The following is a 16,528-nucleotide window of genomic DNA, read 5'->3' on the forward strand; positions in this document are numbered from 1 at the left end:
CGATCGGCTATCCGATTGCAGGTATCAATCAGGGGGTCTGATGGCACCACCTCTATCGACAACCACCCTCCACGACTCCGCGACCGGTCTCACGGCGTATGTGGTCACCGACTCCCTCATCGACGGGAAAGCGATGGGCGGTCTGCGCATGACCCCCGACGTCAGCCCGCAGATCTTGGCGATGCTGTCCCGGCAGATGACCTTGAAGCTCGCGCTGCACGGGCTACCGATCGGCGGGGCGAAGGGCGGCATCGTCAGCGGCCTGCCCCGCGGCAGCCGCCGCGACGAGGTGCTGGCGGCCTTCGGCCGGGCGGTCCGTCCGCTACTGCACGGCGGCATCTACCTCGGCAGCGATCAGGGCATCAACTATCGGGACCGGCACATCATCTTCTCCACCGCGGACTACGACGTGAAACTGCCCGGCGGGGCCTGTTCCTGGGCCGAACTGTGGGATCAGTGTTCGCTGATCACCGGGTTCGGGGTCGCCGAAGCCATTGCGACAACGACGGATTCGGAACCCGGGGAGCGGCGGAGGATCGCGATCCACGGCTTCGGCTCCGTGGGACGCGGTGCGGCCGTACATCTGTCGGAGCGGGGACATCTCATCGTCGCCATCGCCGACCGACTCGGCACGATGAGTCGCCCGCAGGGCCTGCCGCTGGCCGAGATCACCGCCCTCACCGATGCCACGGGCGTCGTGGACCGGACGCGGCTGCCCGCCGATGTGCGGTGCGTCGACGACCCGGCCGCGGTGATCGCCGCCGAGGCCGATGTGCTGGTGCTCGCGGCCGTCGCGGGGGCGGTGACCGACGCGAACGTCGACCACATCCGCGCCGGCCTGGTGGTCGAGGGGGCCAATGGACCCTGCACCGAGTCCGCCCTGACCGCCCTCGCGGCCCGCAAGGTCGATGTGATCCCCGGAATCGTCGCCAATGCCGGGGGCGCCATCGCCACCGGACTCGTCCTCACCGAATGGCTTCCGCGGCATGCCCTCTCGTCCGAGGCCCAGCCGGGACCCGAGCACCGGACCCGGGCGGCGAAGGTTTTCGCCGAGATCCTGCACGCCGAGGTCGCGCGCCGCATCCGCTCGGCCGGTCGCGAGGTGGCCGAGCGGACCACCACCGGAATCACTCCGCACGAGGCCGCCGAACGGCTGGCCCAGGAGAACGCCACACCGAATCATCCATCCCTACTGAACGATTAGGAGCGAGTCATGCCGAACGTCCGCGACACCCGCACGGAACATGAGGCCGAACTCAATGCCAATCTCGACCACGCGCCGATCGGTAAGCCGCAGACCAGGTTGAGCGAGCCGCTACCCCCCGAACTGCCCCCGGACGAGTTCGTCAAGGAGCTCACCAACGAGGTGATGAACTCGGCCGCGGCCAATATCGGCCCGTTCTACGAACAACTCATCGCCAAGAAGATCCCGATCGAGGGCGTGCGCGACTGGGTCAAGCAGTGGTACATCGACGCGCGCATCTTCCCTTCGGTGATCGCACAGATCGCCGCGAACTCCTACTACTTCTACGACGCCCGTCAATTCATGGGCGCCAACCTCGCCGAGGAGCTGGGTGAGTTCAACCCGTCGCGGGAGCACCCGGTCACCGTGCGGCAGCTCGGCCGGGCGCTCGGCGTCTCCGACGAGGAGCTGGAGTTCGCGGAGCCGTATCCGGAGACGCTGCTCTATGTGGAGTATCGCCAGCATCTGGTCCGTGACTACCACTGGCTCGAGGGGTTGGCGGCGGGCAGCTTCGCGATCGAGTTGACCATTCCGGGCCGGTTCCGGCGGATCGCCGCGGCACTGCGGGAGCAGTTCGATCTCGATGACGAGGCGCTCGAGGTCTTCCGCATCCACGCCGGCGACGAGCGGCTCGAACTGGACTACGGCGGCGACGACAAGCATGCGGAGGAGGCGTCGAACCTGCTGCGTAAGTACGCGGTCGGAGCCGAACTGCAGCAACGGATTCGGCTGGCGATCTGGCGATCGATCCAGGCCCGCAAGGTCTATCAGTGGGGTCTGTATCGGGAAATCTGCCTCAAGCGCAATCCCGCCTGGGAGACACTCACCCAGTGACCATCCGTCTCCAGCTGTTGCTTCTGTCGGTCCCGCTCACCGCGGCAGGCAATCTCATCGCGGGGCGGTTCGCCCTCGAGGGATTCACTCCGGCCGAGGCCAACGCCCTGCGCTACCTGCTGGCACTGGCAGTACTGGTGCCGTTCATGGGGCGCTGGCCGCGGCCGGTCCGCAGTGATCTGCCGTGGTTGGCGGTGACCGGCGTGCTCGGGATCTGCGTCTACAACGTGCTGTTCTACGAGGCGTTGACGCTGATCCCGGCCTCGGAGGCCGGGCTGATCGAGATGATCATTCCGGTGGCGTCGCTCATACTCGCCTGGCTGGTGCTGCGCGAGCGGGTGTCCACGCGCCAGTTCGCGGGGATCGCGGTCGGCTGGTTCGGCATCGTCTGGCTGATGCAGATCCTGCCGCCCGACGCGGCGGCGGCGCAATCCGCCGGGGACTGGCGCGGCGAGGTGTTGATGACGATCGCGGTGTTGATCTTCGCGGTGTACGGCATCACGAGCAAGCTGGCGATGCGTCGTCTGCCGCCGACGTCGGTGGCGGCGTGGGGCTGTCTGTTCGGAACGGTGCCGCTGGTCCTGCTGGCCGCGCCGAGCCTGCTGGCGCATCCGGAGCATCTGGCGAACGCGCCCTTGGCGAGCTGGTTGGGAGTGGTGTACGGGGGCCTGATCGGCTTCGTCTACAACATCATTGCCTGGTACTACTGCTTCACTCATATCGGTGTCGCGCGGACCAATGTGTATCTCTATCTCGTCCCGGTGTTGGGCGCGGCGTTCGCCGTACCGATATTCGGGGAGTCGCTGTCGGTCTGGCAGCTGCTGGGTGCGGCCGTGACGCTCGTCGGTGTCGTGGTGGCCACGGCGGAGCGCCCCTCGCGAACGCTGTTGTCGCGCACAAGGTTACGCAAGGCAGTGCCGGCGCAGAACCGGGAGTAGTTGTCGCGGATCAACTCCGCCAGATCGGCCCCCTCGCCGGGATAGCCGAATGCGGTGTGGGGGGTGATCCAGAGCCGGTCGGTCTCCCACAGACCGCTGGTAGGAGGGAGGGGTTCGTCATGGTGGACATCGAGCAGGGCGCCGCCGAATCGACCGAGCTCCGCGAGGAGGGCCTCGGTGTCGAGCACGGCGGGACGGGCCACGTTGATCACGAAGGCGCCGTCGGGGAGTGCGCGAAGTACCTTGTGGGAGATCAGGTTCGCGGTTTCTTCGGTGCCCGGCACGGCGGCCACCAGGAACAGCGACTCCCGAGCGGCCTCGAGCAGATGCTCGGCAGTGATCACCAGATCGGCCGCATCGTCGGCGCGGCCGGTGCGGGTCACCGCCACCACCCGCATCCCGAAGGCGCGCGCCCGGACGGCGACCGCTCGTCCGACCCGGCCCAGGCCGAGCAGGAGCAGCGTTTCCCCGGCGAGCAGGCGCGCGGTGTAGTTGGGCTGCCACCTGCGCTCCTGTTGTCCGCGAACGAGTCCCGGCGCATCCTTGGCAAGGGCCAGCATGCCCATGAGCACGAATTCGGCGACCGCCCGCGCCGGGACGTCGCCCGCGGTTGTCACCAGCAGATCCTCGGGCGGCGGCCCGGCCACGGCGAGCTGATCGGCGCCGGCGCTGGTCAGCTGCAGCCAGCGCAGGCGCGGGCACCGGCGGAACAGGCCGGGCGGCAACGTGTTCGCCACCAGGATCTCGTAATCGAGGGGATCCGCTCCCCCGACCAGTTCGACCTGCGCGTCGGTCAGCCTATTGCCAAGGCGCGCAACGAGTTCGGCACCGAGCCGTGAGTGCATGACCCCTATTCGCATCACCCGAGGATGACTGATGACACCTGAGATGTCACGAGTACTCACCCGCCTGGAACACCGATCGAACAGTGAACGGGCCGAACTGAATCGGCTCAATGACGCGGGGCCGAGCCACACCAGGGCCGCCGCGGGGCAGCTCATGCTGGACGTCGGTCCCGACGTCGGACGCCTGCTCGCCGTGCTGGTGCGGTCCCGCACCAAACCCACCGTCGTGGAACTCGGTGGCTCGGTGGGCTATTCGACGATCTGGCTGGCCGACGCGGTCCGCGCCGCCGGCGGCCGGGTCTACTCCATCGAACCGGACGCGGGCAAGGTCGCCCAGGCACGAGCCAATCTGGCCGACGCCGGGCTGGCCGCGTACGTCGAGGTGATCGAGGGCACCGCCGCGGAAACCCTGCCCCGGTTGCCGGGGCCCTACGACGTCGTGATCATCGACCACTGGAAGGACCTGTACATCCCCGACTTCGATCTCGCCTGGACACGGGTCGCCGAGGGCGGCGTGGTCGTGGCCGACAACATCCTCGAGCCCCAGGCCACCCGGGATGTCATGGCGCGGTACGTCGATCATGTCCGCGCTGTCCCCGGCGCCTGGTCGCAGACGCTGCCGCTGGGGGACGGTGTCGAGATCACCATGCGGACGGGAGACCGATCATGATCGAGCCCGCGGAGTCGTTCTGGCTGGACGGATCGCTGGTCCCGTCGACCACCGGGACGCATCTGCTGACCCACACCCTGCACACCGGCTTCGGCGTCTTCGAGGGGATCCGCTGCTATCGGCTCGACGACGGCAGTGTCCGGATGTTCCGTGGCCGCGACCATATGCGACGGCTGCTGGAGTCGGGCGCGGCGCTCGGGCTGGAGGTTCCCTACGACCTCGAACAGCTGGTCGCGGGCGGGGCCGAGGCGGTACGAGTCAACAAACTCACCGACGCCTACCTGCGCCCACTCGTCTACTCGGGCGAGCCCAATGTCATCTTCGCGCACTGGCTCAACACCACCCACGTCGCGATGCTCGCCTTCGGATGGACGGGATACTCCGACCGCGACCGCTCGGCCGGAACCACCGCGACGATCTCGCCCTACCCGCGGCCCGCGGCCCTGGCCTCGTTCTACAAAGCGAAGGCATGCGGGCACTACGTCCTCTCGGTGGCGGCATACGGTGACGCCCGCCGCCGCGGCTACGGCCAAGCGATCTTCTGCGATGAGAACGGCCTGGTCGCCGAGTCCACCGGCGAGAACGTCTTCGCCGTCATCGGCGATATCGTCTGCACTCCTCCGCCCGCGCGCCCCATCCTCATGGGCATCACCCGCGACACAGTACTGACAATCGCCCGCGACGACCTGGGCCTCGAGGCAGCCGAGCGCGACCTCACGATCGACGACCTCTACGAGGCCGACGAGGTATTCACCACCGGCACAGCCTCCGAACTACTCCACGTCCCCGAGATCGACGGCCACAAGATCGGCACCGGCACACTCGGCCCGGTGACCTCGGCGATCCAGGAACGCTTCACCGCACTGTCGCGGGGCCGCACCCCCGACACACGAGGCTGGCTCGATATCGAAATTCAAGGGGGCGAAGGAATCTGACTTGCGGAGTGAAGCCCTCAGCCGTCGAGGTCGTCCGGCAGCAGGCGAAATGCCTTGTGCGTCAACGGCGTGATCGCACGAAAATCGCGACGGTCCAGGGTGAGGATCGTATCGGTCCGATACTCGGCGGCCAGCACGACGTTCACGGCATCGGCCAAATCGAGATTCAGTCCGGCATACCGCTGCTGGACGGCCAGCGCGGTATTCAGCAGAGCCGTACCGGTTTCCGGTATCTGGAACCGCATCCGCTGAGCCTGGGCGACAATGAAGCCGATGATCGTTTTCCGGGCGGCGGGACCGAAACGGACCTTCGCCATATGATCGACCTCGGCTAGGACCAAGGGCGAGACGATCACCGTTCCGGCATCCTGAAGTACGGCCTTATACGCATCTGATTCGGGTGCGTCACGATCGGATGCCGCGATGATCCCGGAGGTGTCGGCGACGATCACTCGTCGGACGCTCCGCCCGATACGGCATCACTGACGGTCTGCGAATCTGCGACCGCCCCGCCTCCAGCGAAGGTCGGCCAGTCGAGGGGTTCATCCCAGACTCGATTGGCCAACGCCGCCAGGTGTATACCCTCCCGAATGATCTCGGCCTCGGGCACTCCGCGCCGCCGCGCCGCCTCCTTGATGAGGTCGAGATCGGCGGCGTCGGCATAGACGTTCGTACGCCTCTTGGACATGTACCTACATGTAACACACGTACAGGTAGCCGTTGGGCCGAGCGGGCAACCGGCTCGGCCCAACGGGGCTCAGGATTCGGGCTGTTCGGCGCGGCGGCGGACACGGCGGGCCGCGGCGACCATATTGCGCAGCGATGGTTCCAGTTGCCAGTAGTGGCGGGTCTTCAGGCCGCCGTCGGGGTTGGCCCACAGGCGGTCCGGGGTGACGGCCTCGGCGGCGGCGGTGAGGGCCGCGTCGAGTTCGTCGATATCGGGGATGCGGGCCGAACGGCTTTCGTAGATACCGGGACCCACGCCGTGTGAGAGGCCGTGGCCCTCGGCGGCATCCTCCTTCAGCGCGTTGAGCACCCAGTCGATGGAGCGGCTGGCGACAATCGCGGTGACGTCGGCGTCGAGCTCCTCGATGGCCCGCACGATCTCCGCGCGGCTGGAATAGGCGATATGCGTGTGGATTTGGGTCTCGGGCTTGACGCCCGAGGTGGCCAGGCGGAACGCGTTGACCGCCCAGCGCAGGTATTCGCGGCGGCCGCTCGGGCGCAGCGGCAGCAGCTCACGCACGGCGGGCTCGTCGACCTGGATGATGGCCACGCCAGCCTTCTCCAGATCGGTCAGCTCGTCCCGAATCGCCAGCGCCACTTGATCGGCCGTCTCGTACAGCGGCTGATCCTGGCGCACGAACGAGCGCGCGACCATCGTGACCGGGCCGGTCACAATGCCTTTCACCGGTTTGGTGGTGAGCGACTGCGCGTAAGTGGTCCACTCGACCGACATCGGCTTCGGCCGAGCCACATCGCCGTAGAGGATCGGCGGTCGCACACAGCGCGAGCCGTACACCTGCACCCAGCCGAAATGCGTGGTGGCGAAGCCGTCGAGCAGTTCGGCGAAGTACTGCACCATATCGTTGCGCTCGTGTTCGCCGTGCACGAGCACATCCAGGCCGATGTCCTCCTGCAGCCGGATCGTCGACTCGATCTCGGCCTCGATGCGCTTGCGGTACTCCTCGTAGGACAGCCTGCCCTCGCCGAGGTCGTAGCGGGCCTGGCGGATCGAGGCGGTCTGCGGGAATGAACCGAGCGTGGTCGCGGGCACGGCGGGCAGATTCAGCTTCTGCCGCTGGGCCTCTCGGCGCACCTCGTACGGCTCGCGCTCGCGCATATCCGCCGTGACGGCGTAGACCCGTTGGCGCACAGCGTGTTTCTGCTTGAAGTGCACCTCGCTGGGCCGCTTACGCCACTTCGCCGCCTCGACGCCCCCGGACCCGCCCAGGCCCTCGGTCAGGGCCTTGGCCAGCGAAACCACCTCGAGCACCTTCTGTTTCGCGAAGGCGAGGCGATCGGCGACCGGACCCTCGATCTCGTATTCGACGAGCAGGTCGTAGGGCACGTGCAGCAGCGTGGTGCCGGTGGCGACCACCAGATCCGGGCACACCTTCGCCAGCTCGCCGAGGTAGGTGAGGGTGACGGAGCGGTCGGCGCGCCACACGTTGGTGCCGCCGATCACGCCCGCGTACAGGCGCTTACGCTTGATGCCCGGAATCTCGGCCAGCTCCTCCGGGCGCACCCGGTAGCTGGCCAGATCCAGCCCGATCGCCTCCACGGCGGTCTGCGCGAGAATCCGCACGGCCTCGCCGAAGTCGCCGTACTGACCGGTGACCAGGATGCGCGGGCGCAGCGGCGCGGTCGAAAGCCGTTGGTAGGCACGCTCGAACGCGGCCAGCTCGGCGGGGGTGCGGTCGCTGGTGAAGCAGGGCTCGTCCAACTGCACGCATGTCGATCCGCGCTTGGCGAGGATCTCGAACAGCTGCTCGTACACCGGAAGTAGCTTGTCCAGCAACGACAGTCGGTCGAAATCGTCCTCGCCCGGGGTCTGCCCGGCCTTGGACAGCAACAGCAGCGACAGCGGGCCCAGCACGACCGGGCGCAGCTCGATGCCCTTGTCCTTGGCCCGGTCGAACTCGTCGAGCAGGGCCTCGGGATGCAGGGAGAATTCGGTGCCGGCGTCCAGCTCCGGCTGGCGGTAGTGGTAGTTCGTGCCGAACAGGCGCACCAGCTCCAGCGGCGGCAGGTCCGGGCGACCACGCGCCATCAGGAAGTAGAAATCCAAGGGGTGCAAGCCTTCTCGATACGGCTCGAACCGGTTGGGGACCGCGCCGAACAGCAGCGCGTTGTCGAGAATGTGATCGTAGAAGGAGAAGGTGTTGCCCGGGACCTGGGTCAGGCCCGCGGCATGCAGCTCGGCGAACTGATCGTCCTGGATCTCCCGGCCGACGCGCAGCAGCTCCTCGCGGGAGATGCCGCCGTGCCAGTACGCGTCGAGTGCGCGCTTGAGTTCCCGGTGCGGTCCGATCCGCGGATATCCGAGGATGCTCGATCCGAAGCCGTCAGCGACGTTGACCATGAGCGGGACACTCCTTCCGAGCTGCGGGGATCAGCCCGACCCTCTCCGCAGCTTATGCCCGGTGCTGTGAGCGCGGCCATGGTTCACGGCGCGCTGTTCTCCTTGTTCCGGTACTCGCGGCCCCCTGGCCACGAGTACGGGACCTCACCTCAGCGGTTGTACTGGTAGAAGCCCGCGCCGGTCTTCTTGCCCAGCAGCCCGGCCTCGACCATGCGCATGAGCAGCGGCGGGGCCGAGTAGAGCGGCTCCTTGAACTCCGAGTACATGGAGTCGGCGATGGACTTGACGGTATCGAGGCCGACCAGGTCGGACAGCGCCAGCGGGCCCATCGGGTGGGCGCAGCCCAGCACCATGGCCTTGTCGACGTCTTCCTTTGTGGCGAAACCGGATTCGACCATCCGGATGGCCGACAGCAGGTACGGCACCAGCAGCGCGTTCACGACGAAGCCGGAGCGGTCGGCCGAGCGCACAACCTGCTTGCCCAGCACATCGGAGGCGAAGGCCTCGGCACGCTTGGAGACGGCCTCGCTGGTCTTGAGCGTGGTCACCAGCTCGACCAGCGGCAGCACCGGCACCGGGTTGAAGAAGTGCATGCCCACGACCCGCTCGGGCTGGGTGGTGGAGACCGCGACCTTCATGATCGGAATCGAGGAGGTGTTGGAGGCCAGCACGGCGTCGGGATCGGTCACGACCTTGTCGAGCTCGGCGAAGATCGCGGTCTTGACCTCTTCGCTCTCCACGACGGCCTCGACCACCAGCTGGCGGTCGGCGAAGTCGCCGAGATCGGAGGTGAAGCGCAGCCGCCAGGCCGTCTGCTCCCGCTCGCGCTCGGTGATCTTGCCGGAGGAGACGCCACGATCCAGCGACCGCAGGACGCGGGCGCGCCCGGCGGCGGCCAGCTCCCGGGTGGGTTCGAACACGAGCACGTCGACATGCGCCCGCGCGCACACCTCCGCGATTCCGGCGCCCATCTGTCCGGCGCCGATGATGCCGACGCGTTGAATCTTTTCGCTGCTCACGTCCCGCTCCTGGTGTCTGGCTGTCGGTGGCTGGGTGTTCCCCGCGCCTACGACGGGAAACGTTATAGGGATGCCCTTCCCGCCGGGGCTGTTCAGCGGGAAGGGCCGAGGTCCGCCCTGGAGAGGGCGGCTATTGGCTTGTCCGAGAGGGGCTTTCGCGACCCGGGAGGAAGATCGGGACCCAGGTGATGCGGACTGGGTCCCGACCAACGCCCTCGGCTCACAGGGATGGTTTGCGGCCGCCCCGCCATTCGGCGCCCGGCGCGATGCGACGAAGTCGCGAGCGCCGGGTGCCGAACGGCGGGGTCACGAGGCCGCAAACCCGCGCCGCCGAAGGCGGCGCCAAAACCTCAGTGGAACTGGCCCTCTTCGGTGGAACCCTTCAGCGCCGCGGTCGAGGTGTTCGGGTCGACCGTGGTGGCGATGGTGTCGAAGTAGCCGGCGCCGACCTCACGCTGGTGCTTGATGGCGGTGAAGCCACGCTCGGCGGCGGCCTTGAACTCGCGCTCCTGCAGGTCGACGAAGGCGGTCATACCCTCGCGGGCGTAGCCGTAGGCCAGGTCGAACATGCCGTAGTTGAGCGAGTGGAAGCCGGCGAGGGTGATGAACTGGAACTTGAAGCCCATCGCGCCGAGTTCACGCTGGAACTTCGCGATGGTCGCGTCGTCCAGGTGCGCCTTCCAGTTGAAGGACGGCGAGCAGTTGTAGGCCAGCAGCTGGTCCGGGAACTCGCCACGGACGGACTCGGCGAACTTGCGCGCGACCTCGAGATCCGGCACGCCGGTCTCCATCCAGATTAGGTCGGAGTAGGGCGCGTAGGCCTTGGCACGCGCGATGCAGGGCTCGATGCCGTTCTTCACACCGAAGAAGCCCTCGGCGGTGCGGGTGCCGTCCAGGAACTCGCGGTCACGCTCGTCCACGTCCGAGGTGATCAGCGTGGCGGCCTCGGCGTCGGTGCGGGCGATGATCACCGACGGCACGTCGGCGACATCGGAGGCCAGGCGCGCGGAGGTCAGGGTGCGGATGTGCTGCTGGGTGGGGATCAGCACCTTGCCACCGAGGTGGCCGCACTTCTTCTCCGAGGCCAGCTGGTCCTCCCAGTGCACGCCCGCGGCGCCGGCCACGATCATGGCCTTCTGCAGCTCGTAGGCGTTCAGCGCGCCACCGAAGCCGGCCTCGGCATCGGCGACGATCGGGGCCAGCCAGTTCGCGACCGAGGTGTCGCCCTCGACCTTGGCGATCTCGTCGGCGCGCAGCAGCGCGTTGTTGATCCGGCGGACCACGGACGGAACCGAGTTGGCCGGGTACAGCGACTGGTCCGGGTAGGTGTGGCCGGACAGGTTCGCGTCACCGGCGACCTGCCAACCCGACAGGTAGATGGCCTTCAGGCCGGCGCGCACCTGCTGGACCGCCTGGTTGCCGGTGAGGGCGCCCAGGGAGTTGATGTAGTCCTCGTTGTTCACGAGATCCCAGAGGATCTCCGAACCACGACGGGCGAGAGTGGCCTCTTCGACGACGGTGCCCTGCAGCTTCGACACCTGCTCGGCGGTGTAGTTACGGGTAACGCCCTTCCAACGGGGGTTGGTGTCCCAATCCTGCTGGATTTCCGCAGCGGTCCTCGGGGTGCCGGTCTTCGACATCTCTGACTCCACTTCTTCGGTCTAGTCGGTGCCCCATGTCCGGATACTCGGCGGAATGTCCGAACTCTGCTGGAGCGGCAATTTGCAGGCTTGCTAGGGCCCTCGGGTGTACTTCCACACGATTGCACAGACCAAAAGTGCCGTCTACCTGTTGCAACTGCGAATCTCCGCTAGCTTTGCCGAGCGCTTTGCTAATTCTGCGAAATTAGCGCGTTGATTGCGCGATTCGAAGATACTCGCGAGTAGGTCTGACCTGCAGTTTAACGTAACGCACGTACTGTTTGCATGATCGTTACCACCCAGGACCATCCCGGCCATCCATTTCCACTTGTGACGACCTTCACAAGCGAGGGCAGTGCCCTCGGTGTGGGCCGGACCACTTTCAGGTCTTCGAGATACCCACGAGCGGCCGGGGCATGCGTGCGGCTGTAAGACTGGGCGAGATACCGAAGATCGAGGTCTCGGAAGGATCAGAATGCTCCGGAAGCTGTGGATCGCCGCCACACTCACGCTCACGTCGGCCACCGGCCTGGCGGGTCTGCCGATCGCGCAGGCCGCGCCCGCGACGGGCGTGGTGCAATCGGTCGAACCGCTGTCGGCGGCCGCGACGCTGCCGGGTTCGGTGGATTCCGAACGGCTGCTGTACTCGACCACGACCGTCGGCGATCAGCCGACGCTGGGCAGCGCCGCGGTGTACTTCCCGCCCGGTGCGCCGCCGGCGGGCGGCTGGCCGATCATCGCGTGGGCGCACGGCACCGTCGGACTCGGCGACGACTGCGCCTACAGCGTGGGCGGGCCCGCGGAGGTGGCGCGCGACTGGGCCTATCTCGGCGCCTGGTTGAAACAGGGCTATGCGATCGTCGCCGCCGATTACGCGGGCCTCGGCACGCCCGGCGAACATCCCTATCTGAACGGCGTGGTCGAGGCGCACAACGTCGTCGACGCCGTGCGCGCCGCGAGCGATCGGTACGGCTCGCTGTCCAAGAAATGGGTGGTGGTCGGGCAGTCACAGGGCGGCGGCGCCGCGGTGACCACGGCCCGCTACGCGACCGAATTCGGTGGGCCGGAACTGGATTACCGGGGCGCGGTGGCCACCGGTGTCCCCGCCTATATCGAGGACATTCTGGTTCCGCTCGGACCCGGGATGCCGCCGGTGAAACTCGGCGCGGACAGCACCGCCTATGTGTTGTTCATTCTCAACGGCCTGCGCACCACCTACCCCGAGTTGAATATCGACTCGTATCTGACCGATGCGGGCCGCGAATGGGTGGCGCGGGCACAGCACGAATGCGTGGTGCCACTCGCCGAAGACGTGGCCACGCGAAATGTGGTGGTCGGCAATCTGTTCGCCAAGCCATTGACACAGATTCCGGATCTGCACGGAATACTCGAGCGCTATCTCGGTCTGCCCGAATCGGGTTACGACAAGCCATTGTTCATGGGTCAGGGCCTGCGCGACACCGATGTGATCACGCCCGAGACGCTGCGTTTCGCGGCGGTGCTGGCGGGCAATGGGCAGCCGCTCACCTTCAAGACCTATCCGACCGATCACAGCGGGGCGGTGAACGCCTCGCTGGTGGATTCGGTGCCGTTCGTGCGGAATCTGTTCGCATAGCGCAGCAGTTCCCAGAGGCGGTCGGCCGTGAGCGGAAGTTCGTGCGGCCGGACGCCGAGGGCATCGCGGACGGCGTTGGCCAGCGCCGGGGCGACCGGGTTGTAGGGCGATTCGCTCATCGACTTGGCGCCCAGCGGGCCGAAATCGTCGGCGGTGTCGGCGAAGTGGACCTCGGTGCGGGGCAGATCGGCGTATTGCGGAATGTGGTAGTGGCGCAGGGTTTTCGTGGTGACGATGCCGTCCTCGACGCGCATATCCTCATACAGCGCACCGCCGATCGCCTGGGCCACACCGCCTTCCACCTGGCCGCGGCACTGCCGGTCATTGAGGACGGTACCCGCGTCGGCGGCATGCACCGACTGCAGGATACGCAGTTGGCCGGTGCCGGGATCGACCGCGACGCGAAATGCCTGGACGTTGAATGCCACCGAGCGTTGACTGCCGTCGTAGTCGGCGCGCGCGTGTAAAGGCCCGCGGGACAACAGTTCCGCGGGTGTGGGCAATTGGTCGGCGCCACCGGTCAGCTCCGCGGCGCGGGACAGCAGCAGTGCGCGCAGTTCGACGCACGCGGCATGGACCGCCTTGCCCGCCACCACGATGCCGGTGGAGCCGAACGCGCCGGTGTCGTGGTCGGTGAGGTCGGTGTCGGCATGCCGGATGCGGATGCGCGAGACCTCCGTATGCAGGGCCTCGGCCGCGAGCTGGGCGTGCACGGTGGTGGTTCCGTTGCCGAATTCGGCTGTGCCGACGCGGATCTCGTAGGTGCCGTCGGACAGCAGGGCCGCGTGCGCGCTGGTGCGATGTCCGCGCGGCGGGATGGTGGCGATCATCGCGACGGCCATACCCTCGCCGATCCGCCAGCCCGCCTGCTCGCGCACCTCGGCGCGGCCGCGGTGCAGCGACCGCTGTGCGAGGTCGAGGCATTGGTCCAGGCCGTAGCTCGCGACGGCCAGATCGTCATCGTCCGCGCACGGTCCGCCGATCAGCGCGTCGCCCGGGACGATGACATTGCGGCGGCGAAAGTCGAAGGGGTCCATACCGACTCGACGGGCCAGCTCGTCGAGGGCCGATTCGATACCGAAGCCGACCTGGCCCAGGCCGTAGCCGCGGAATGCGCCCGACGGGACGTTGTTGGTGTAGACCGAGCGACCGTCGACGCGCTTGTTCGCGCAGCGATACAGGGCGATCGATTCGCTCACGCCGTGGAAAAGCACTCCGCCACTGTGATTTCCGTAGGCGCCCGCATCGGCGAGGACATCGACGGCCAGGGCGGTCAGGCGGCCCTCGGCGTCCGCGCCGGCGGTCACCTCGATCCGCATCGGATGGCGGCAGGTGGCGGAGACGAATTCGTCGGAGCGGGTGAACTCGTACTGCACGGGACGACCGACGCGCAGCACCGCCAGCGCCACAAGATCTTCCGACAGCATCTCCTGTTTCGCGCCGAAACCGCCACCCACCCGCGCGGCGAAGACGCGCACCCGCGCGCGCGGCAGATCGAACAGGTGACACAGCTCGTCGCGCACCAGGAACGGCACCTGGGTGCTGGTGCGGATCACCAGCCGACCGCTGTCGTCGAGCCAGCCGATGCTGCCGTGCGTCTCGAGGTGGACGTGCTGAGCGCGCGGGGTGTGCCAGACGCCACGGACCACCTCGACGGCCGCCGCGAGCCCGGCCTGGATATCGCCCGCCCGGCCGTGCACCTCGGCCACGATATTGCGCGCGCGATCGGCGATGCGGCCCGAATCCGGTTTATCGGCATGCAGTTTCGGTGCGTGCGGCCTCAGGGCGGCCTCGGGTTCGAAGACGGCGGGCAACGGCTCGTATGCCACGCGCAGCGCGCGGCATCCGGCGCGCGCGATATCGAGCGAATCGGCGACGACCGCGGCCACGCGCTGGCCCGCGAAGCGCACCACTCGATCGAGGATCACGGTGTCGTCGGGATCGTCCTCGCGCATCTCGTGGCGTGCGGTGGAGAAGGGGGTGGCGGGGCTGTCGGCGTAGGTCAGCACCGCGTGCACGCCCGGAATCGCCTCGGCCGCCGCGGTATCGATCGAGACGATCCGGGCGTGTGGATGCGGACTTGTCAGCACCGCGAGATGCAGTGGGGCCGAGGTCGGAATATCGGCGGGGTTGCCGGTGGGCGCGGGCGGGTGGATATCCATCGTGAAGGGTTCGGTGCCCGTGACGATCCGAAGGCCCGCCGGTGCGCCGATGCTCGACGGACGGCCGGCCTCGGCGGCGGCGGGTTCCGCATCGCGGATGGCCTCGCCGATCGGGCGATATCCGGTGCAGCGGCAGAGATTTCCCTTGAGTAGGTCCGGAAGTTGCTCGGGCCGTGGCGTACCGGAGCACATTCGCTCCAGATCACACGCGGTGACGACCATTCCGGCGGTGCAGAATCCGCACTGGAAACCGCCCTTGTCGACGAAGCTCCGCTGGATCGGATGCGGATCGTCGGGAGTGCCGAGTCCGGCGGCCGTGGTCACCGCGCGATCGGCCACGCGGTGTGCGGGAAAGACGCACGAGTGCACGGCCGCACCGTCGACCAAGACCGCGCAGGCCCCGCAGTCGCCGGAATCGCAGCCCTTCTTCACGGCCGATCCGCCCTGTTCGCGCAGCAGTGTGCGCAGGCATTGACCCGCGCGCGGCCGGGCCTCGATCGAACGGCCGTCGAGTTCGAATCTCACGACCGCACCTCGCGCAGGTCGGCCAGCACATCCCCGGCGAGCACGGTGGAGACGTGGCGACGCCAGGCCGGGGTGCCGTGCGGATCGTCGTACCAGACCTCGCGCGCCAGGCCCATGATGGTTGCGGTGAGTTCGCCAGGAGTCGGCATATCGGCGAATTCGAGGACGACCGGGCGCATGGTCGCGGCGCTCACCGTGATCGCACAGCGGCCGTCGATATCCGCGCGGCCCATCACCACGGACCCGGAGCGGCCGAGCGGGGCGAGGGCGATCTTGCGAAATGCGGTGCGCGAGCGCATCTTCGCGGAGGTGAGGTGGATCGAGCGGACTACCTCACCGGGTCGCAGCTCGACGCGGCCGGGCCCGAGGACGAAGTGGGCCACGGGGATTCGACGATCACGGCCGCCCTCGCCCCAGATCAACAGGGTGGCATCGAGCGCGGTGAGTGCGGCGAGCACCGCGCCCGCCGGCAACCCCAGGCAGACATTGCCCCCGACCGTCGCGGTCCGGCGAATCTTGTGTGATGCCAACAGCGCCCGGCAGGCCTGCGGAAACAGCTCCGCCGCAGACCATTCCGGCGGCAGAACGGCCGTATCCAGCTCGTCGAGAGTGCAGGTCGCGGCAATCTCCAGCTCCGCATCGGTCACGGTAAGCGCAGGCCAGCCCAGCATCGTGATATCCACCAGCCGCCCGATCCGCTCCTGCGGTTCGGAGTACAGCCACGTCCCACCCGCCAGCACGGCCGCATCCCCCGTCAGCGCCGCCAGATCGGCCCGCTCACGAGCCACCACAACCTCGCGAACCGTATCCAAATCCACGCCGACCACCCCAACTCTCACCATACTGCCGCAGCCCACAGACCACCCGGCACCAACCTCCATCCCACAGTAGGACCCCCCGGTTGCGAGGAGATTGCACCCAGGCTTGCCTTGTTGCCGCTGCGTTACCCACCCCAGCTCCCCGGCACGCCCTCCCCAGTTCCCGGTACGCCCTTCCCCCAGTTCCCGGCACGCCCTT

13 protein-coding genes and 1 pseudogene are annotated in these 16,528 nt (G+C 67.7%); 6 read left to right on the forward strand and 8 right to left on the reverse strand.

Annotation, left to right across the window (positions count from 1 at the left end):
- Nucleotides 1-40: 40 nt before the first annotated feature.
- From ACIA76_RS32070 to ACIA76_RS32080, 3 genes are read left to right on the forward strand one after another with little or no spacing between them, the layout of a single operon-like run.
- On the forward strand, nt 41-1,204 hold the full coding sequence (locus ACIA76_RS32070; RefSeq protein WP_397157119.1) for a Glu/Leu/Phe/Val dehydrogenase dimerization domain-containing protein: 1,164 nt from the start codon (nt 41-43) through the stop codon (nt 1,202-1,204).
- Nucleotides 1,205-1,213: 9 nt separating this feature from the next.
- Complete coding sequence (locus ACIA76_RS32075; protein WP_397157117.1) at nt 1,214-2,077, forward strand: TenA family transcriptional regulator; 864 nt, start codon at nt 1,214-1,216, stop codon at nt 2,075-2,077.
- Nucleotides 2,074-3,015 (forward strand): DMT family transporter, encoded by a 942-nt coding sequence (locus ACIA76_RS32080; RefSeq protein ID WP_397157115.1) that lies wholly within the window; start codon nt 2,074-2,076, stop codon nt 3,013-3,015. The genes ACIA76_RS32075 and ACIA76_RS32080 overlap by 4 nt, the downstream gene beginning before the upstream one ends.
- Before the next feature lie 62 nt (nt 3,016-3,077).
- Here ACIA76_RS32080 and ACIA76_RS32085 read toward each other — a convergent pair.
- A pseudogene (locus tag ACIA76_RS32085) lies at nt 3,078-3,875 on the reverse strand (NAD(P)-dependent oxidoreductase); the annotation flags it as partial.
- Nucleotides 3,876-3,891: 16 nt separating this feature from the next.
- On the opposite strand from ACIA76_RS32085, the gene ACIA76_RS32090 reads away from it, so the two are divergent.
- A complete protein-coding gene (locus ACIA76_RS32090; RefSeq protein WP_397157113.1) occupies nt 3,892-4,530 on the forward strand; it encodes an O-methyltransferase in 639 nt (212 codons plus the stop codon).
- Complete coding sequence (gene ilvE / locus ACIA76_RS32095; protein WP_397157111.1) at nt 4,527-5,465, forward strand: branched-chain-amino-acid transaminase; 939 nt, start codon at nt 4,527-4,529, stop codon at nt 5,463-5,465. The genes ACIA76_RS32090 and ilvE overlap by 4 nt, the downstream gene beginning before the upstream one ends.
- 17 nt (nt 5,466-5,482) lie before the next feature.
- On the opposite strand, the gene ACIA76_RS32100 is transcribed toward ilvE, so the two are convergent.
- The 5 genes from ACIA76_RS32100 to aceA all read right to left on the reverse strand — a co-directional run bounded on the left by ACIA76_RS32100 (nt 5,483) and on the right by aceA (nt 11,209).
- Nucleotides 5,483-5,917 (reverse strand): type II toxin-antitoxin system VapC family toxin, encoded by a 435-nt coding sequence (locus ACIA76_RS32100; RefSeq protein ID WP_397157109.1) that lies wholly within the window; start codon nt 5,915-5,917, stop codon nt 5,483-5,485.
- Nucleotides 5,914-6,153, reverse strand: coding sequence for a CopG family transcriptional regulator (locus tag ACIA76_RS32105; RefSeq protein WP_397157107.1), 240 nt, complete (start codon nt 6,151-6,153; stop codon nt 5,914-5,916). Before ACIA76_RS32105 ends, ACIA76_RS32100 begins: the two co-directional genes overlap by 4 nt.
- 69 nt (nt 6,154-6,222) lie before the next feature.
- Nucleotides 6,223-8,550: a 5-methyltetrahydropteroyltriglutamate--homocysteine S-methyltransferase gene (metE, locus tag ACIA76_RS32110; protein WP_397157105.1), complete on the reverse strand. Its 2,328-nt coding sequence runs from the start codon at nt 8,548-8,550 to the stop codon at nt 6,223-6,225.
- 149 nt (nt 8,551-8,699) lie between these two features.
- The gene (locus ACIA76_RS32115) at nt 8,700-9,569 is read right to left on the reverse strand and encodes a 3-hydroxybutyryl-CoA dehydrogenase (protein ID WP_397157103.1); all 870 of its coding nucleotides are present in this window, start codon (nt 9,567-9,569) and stop codon (nt 8,700-8,702) included.
- A gap of 350 nt (nt 9,570-9,919) precedes the next feature.
- Nucleotides 9,920-11,209 (reverse strand): isocitrate lyase, encoded by a 1,290-nt coding sequence (aceA, locus tag ACIA76_RS32120; protein ID WP_397157101.1) that lies wholly within the window; start codon nt 11,207-11,209, stop codon nt 9,920-9,922.
- 475 nt (nt 11,210-11,684) lie between these two features.
- On the opposite strand from aceA, the gene ACIA76_RS32125 reads away from it, so the two are divergent.
- Nucleotides 11,685-12,824: a lipase family protein gene (locus ACIA76_RS32125; RefSeq protein WP_397157099.1), complete on the forward strand. Its 1,140-nt coding sequence runs from the start codon at nt 11,685-11,687 to the stop codon at nt 12,822-12,824.
- Here the strand turns inward: ACIA76_RS32125 and ACIA76_RS32130 are convergent.
- On the reverse strand, nt 12,758-15,511 hold the full coding sequence (locus ACIA76_RS32130) for a molybdopterin-dependent oxidoreductase (RefSeq protein WP_397157097.1): 2,754 nt from the start codon (nt 15,509-15,511) through the stop codon (nt 12,758-12,760). The two genes, ACIA76_RS32125 and ACIA76_RS32130, sit on opposite strands and share 67 nt — an antisense overlap.
- On the reverse strand, nt 15,508-16,329 hold the full coding sequence (locus ACIA76_RS32135; protein WP_397157095.1) for an FAD binding domain-containing protein: 822 nt from the start codon (nt 16,327-16,329) through the stop codon (nt 15,508-15,510). The genes ACIA76_RS32130 and ACIA76_RS32135 overlap by 4 nt, the downstream gene beginning before the upstream one ends.
- Nucleotides 16,330-16,528: the final 199 nt, after the last annotated feature.

This window comes from Nocardia sp. NPDC051570 (assembly GCF_044454005.1).
In the GTDB taxonomy this organism is placed as follows: Bacteria; Actinomycetota; Actinomycetes; order Mycobacteriales; family Mycobacteriaceae; genus Nocardia.

What these genes read in the sequence shown, in the direction of transcription:
- ACIA76_RS32070 (WP_397157119.1), top strand. Translation starts at nt 41, where the DNA reads ATGGCACCACCTCTATCGACAACCACCCTCCACGACTCCGCGACCGGT.
- ACIA76_RS32075 (WP_397157117.1), top strand. Translation starts at nt 1,214, where the DNA reads ATGCCGAACGTCCGCGACACCCGCACGGAACATGAGGCCGAACTCAAT.
- ACIA76_RS32090 (WP_397157113.1), top strand. Translation starts at nt 3,892, where the DNA reads ATGACACCTGAGATGTCACGAGTACTCACCCGCCTGGAACACCGATCG.
- ilvE (WP_397157111.1), top strand. Translation starts at nt 4,527, where the DNA reads ATGATCGAGCCCGCGGAGTCGTTCTGGCTGGACGGATCGCTGGTCCCG.
- ACIA76_RS32105 (WP_397157107.1), bottom strand. Translation starts at nt 6,153, where the DNA reads ATGTCCAAGAGGCGTACGAACGTCTATGCCGACGCCGCCGATCTCGAC.
- metE (WP_397157105.1), bottom strand. Translation starts at nt 8,550, where the DNA reads ATGGTCAACGTCGCTGACGGCTTCGGATCGAGCATCCTCGGATATCCG.
- aceA (WP_397157101.1), bottom strand. Translation starts at nt 11,209, where the DNA reads ATGTCGAAGACCGGCACCCCGAGGACCGCTGCGGAAATCCAGCAGGAT.
- ACIA76_RS32125 (WP_397157099.1), top strand. Translation starts at nt 11,685, where the DNA reads ATGCTCCGGAAGCTGTGGATCGCCGCCACACTCACGCTCACGTCGGCC.